A 2,894-nucleotide genomic window follows, 5' to 3' on the forward strand; every position below is an offset into this window, starting at 1 on the left:
GCCCAGCCACCAGCGCCGCCCCCGGCGGCCCCGGTGCAACCGGCCCAGCCACCGCTGCCAGTATCGTCAATTCTGAATGCGCCGGAGGTGGTGCGGGCCGGGCCGCCGCGTCGCGATCCGAATTGGCCGCCAATGCCCGATTTCAACATTCTGACCGACCGCAACGGCCAGCGTGAGCGCATCTTGGGTAAAATCGAGTGGGCGCGCAAGAGCGGCGATGATATTACCATCACCAACGATTGGGTGGCGCAGAACCTGATCGAGGTGTCGATTCCGCAATTGGCCCGGTTCCGCAATACCAACGGCGGGCGGATCAAGTTTCATCGGGTGGCGGCTGACCAATTGCGCCGGTTGTGGCAGGCATGGGAAGAAGCAGGACTCTTGCAGTTCGTGTTAACATTTGACGGCGCGTGGTGGCCGCGCACCATTCGCAGCAATCCAACCACGTTGAGCAACCATGCGTATGGCACGGCATTTGATATCAACGCGCAGTGGAACGCATTCTACAAACCGGCGGCGCTGGTAGGCGATCGCGGCTCGGTGCGCGAGTTAGTGCCGATCGCGAACGCGCTGGGGTTCTTTTGGGGCGGCCACTGGAATTACGATGGCAGAGGCGCCAGTGATGGCATGCATTTTGAATGGGCAGTTGCCCGCTGAGCAAAGGAGCAAGCAATGCAACTGAACGGTCTCGGTGTGTTGGTCACCGGCGGCGCATCGGGGTTGGGAGCGGCGACAGCCGAGCGGCTGGCGAGGGCTGGAGCGCGGGTTACAATCGCCGATCTGAATGCGGCAGCCGGTCTTGAGGTCGCCGAACGGATTGGCGGGCAGTTTGTGCGTACCGACGTGACTGATCTGGCGCAGTGTGCGGCGGCGGTGGCGGCGGCAACGAATGGCGGCAGCCTGCACGCACTGGTCTGCTGCGCTGGGATTGTGCTGGCCGAGCGGATGTTGGGGCGCGATGGCGTGCATGACCCGGCCCGTTTCAAACGGGTGATCGAGGTCAATTTGATTGGCACGTTTCAGATGATGCTTTACGCGGCACAGGCGATGGCCAACAATCAGCCGAACGACGAGGGCGAGCGCGGGGTGATTGTGAACACGGCTTCGATCGCTGCCTTTGATGGCCAAATCGGGCAAGTGGCGTATGCGGCCTCGAAGGCGGGGGTCGTGGGTATGGGCTTGCCGGCGGCACGCGAATTGGCCCGTTTTGGCATCCGGGTGATGACGATCGCGCCGGGTATTTTCGATACGGCGATGATGGCCAGTTTGCCGGCAGCGGCACGCGAATCGCTTGGCTCACAGGCGCCCTTCCCCGCGCGGCTTGGCCGTCCGGCGGAATATGCTGCGCTGGTGCAGCATATTATCGAAAATCCGATGTTGAATGGCGAAGTAATCCGGCTTGATGGCGCAATTCGCATGGCGCCCAAATAGAGGAGGAACACCATGCAGATCTATCTCGATACGGCGAATCTGGCCGAAATTCGGGAAGCGGCCAGTTGGGGCATTCTCAGCGGGGTGACGACCAACCCCACCTTGATTGCGCGTGAACGCGGCGCTGATTTCAAAGCCATCATTACCGAGATTGCCGAACTGGTTGATGGCCCTATTAGCGCCGAGACGATCTCGCTCGATGCTGAGGGCATGGTACGCGAGGGCATCGAATACGCTTCGTGGCATCCGAACGTAATAATCAAGGTGCCGAGCACAACTGAGGGGTTACGCGCGGTGAGCCAGTTGGCCAAACACGGCATCCGCTGCAACGTGACGCTCTGCTTCAACTCGGTGCAGGCGCTGTTGGCGGCGCGGGCCGGCGCGTTTATCATTAGCCCCTTTGTCGGGCGGGTGGATGACACCGGCGTTGACGGCATGGCGCTCATTCGCGAGATTGCCGGCATCTACCGCCAAGATCGCGAGATTACGACCAAGATTCTGGCTGCCTCGATCCGCCATCCGCGCCACATTGTCGAAGCGGCGCTGGCGGGGGCCGATATTGCGACCTGCCCGTTCAAGGTGTTACAGCAAGCGATGCGCCATCCGTTGACCGATCGCGGCATCGAGCAATTTTTGGCCGATTGGAAATCGCGTTCGGCTTCATGAGAAGAGGTTATGGACGCTCAACCCCTGATGCTTGGTCTGATTGGCGCGAGCGGCGCTGGCAAGACGACCCTAACCCGCGGGATTATTCGTCTGCTGGGGGCGCAGGGGGTGACGCTGATCAGTCTCGATGATTATCTGCGCTACAGCCGGGCCGAACGGGCGACGCTCGGCTTGACCGACGCTGATCCGGCGGCGACCGACCTTGAGCGTATGGCGGCTGATCTGGCGGCATTGCGCCGGTGCCAAACCATCGATAAGCCGGTATACGATCACGTGACCGGGGCGCCGCGAGGCAGCGAACGGGTCGCGCCGACCGGTCTGGTGATTGCGTATGGCGCGCTTACCCTCACCCCGCCGGTGCAAGCTGAGCTGTTTGACTTGACCGTCTATCTCGATCCGCATCCCGACCTATACTGGCGCTGGCGCGAAGAACGAGATGTCAAACAGCGTGGCTATACGGTCGAACAGGTGCGCGCAGCGTGGCCGGCCCGCGAGCGTGACATCCAGCGCTACATCGCGCCCCAGCGCCCGTTGGCGGATGTGGTGTTGCGCTTTGGGCCGGGAACGGATGGGCTTGACGTGCAGATGTCATTGCGGCGGCGGGCCTTGACCTTTGACGTGGCAAGTGTGGCGCAGCCGCTAGAGGCTGCAACAGCGATCCAGATTCAACTAGTACCGGCGGATCAAGATGGCTTGCCGGCGGTGTTGGTGAACGCAACCAATGATCCTGCGCTCCAGCGGGTCAGCGACGCCTTGCGCGCGCGGCTGCCGGTGCGCGGGCAGGTGGCGACGGGCGA

The 2,894-nt window shown here is 62.3% G+C and carries 4 protein-coding genes; all 4 read left to right on the forward strand.

Translation table 11 applies throughout. The annotated features are described in order from the left end of the window. A partial coding sequence (locus tag U9R81_RS13175) for a M15 family metallopeptidase (RefSeq protein ID WP_322495903.1) occupies nt 1–657 on the forward strand: 657 nt, incomplete at its 5' end. Between the two features lie 15 nt (nt 658–672). Then, nucleotides 673–1,431 (forward strand): SDR family NAD(P)-dependent oxidoreductase, encoded by a 759-nt coding sequence (locus U9R81_RS13180; RefSeq protein ID WP_322495904.1) that lies wholly within the window; start codon nt 673–675, stop codon nt 1,429–1,431. Nucleotides 1,432–1,443: 12 nt separating this feature from the next. Then, nucleotides 1,444–2,097: a fructose-6-phosphate aldolase gene (gene fsa / locus U9R81_RS13185; RefSeq protein WP_012615939.1), complete on the forward strand. Its 654-nt coding sequence runs from the start codon at nt 1,444–1,446 to the stop codon at nt 2,095–2,097. A gap of 9 nt (nt 2,098–2,106) precedes the next feature. After that, a partial coding sequence (locus U9R81_RS13190; RefSeq protein WP_322495905.1) for a uridine kinase occupies nt 2,107–2,894 on the forward strand: 788 nt, incomplete at its 3' end.

The sequence above is a fragment of the Chloroflexus sp. genome, assembly GCF_034435895.1.
Taxonomy (GTDB): domain Bacteria; phylum Chloroflexota; class Chloroflexia; order Chloroflexales; family Chloroflexaceae; genus Chloroflexus.

Excerpts from the sequence above, each read along its gene's own strand:
- U9R81_RS13180 (WP_322495904.1), top strand. The coding sequence starts at position 673 with ATGCAACTGAACGGTCTCGGTGTGTTGGTCACCGGCGGCGCATCGGGG.
- fsa (WP_012615939.1), top strand. The coding sequence starts at position 1,444 with ATGCAGATCTATCTCGATACGGCGAATCTGGCCGAAATTCGGGAAGCG.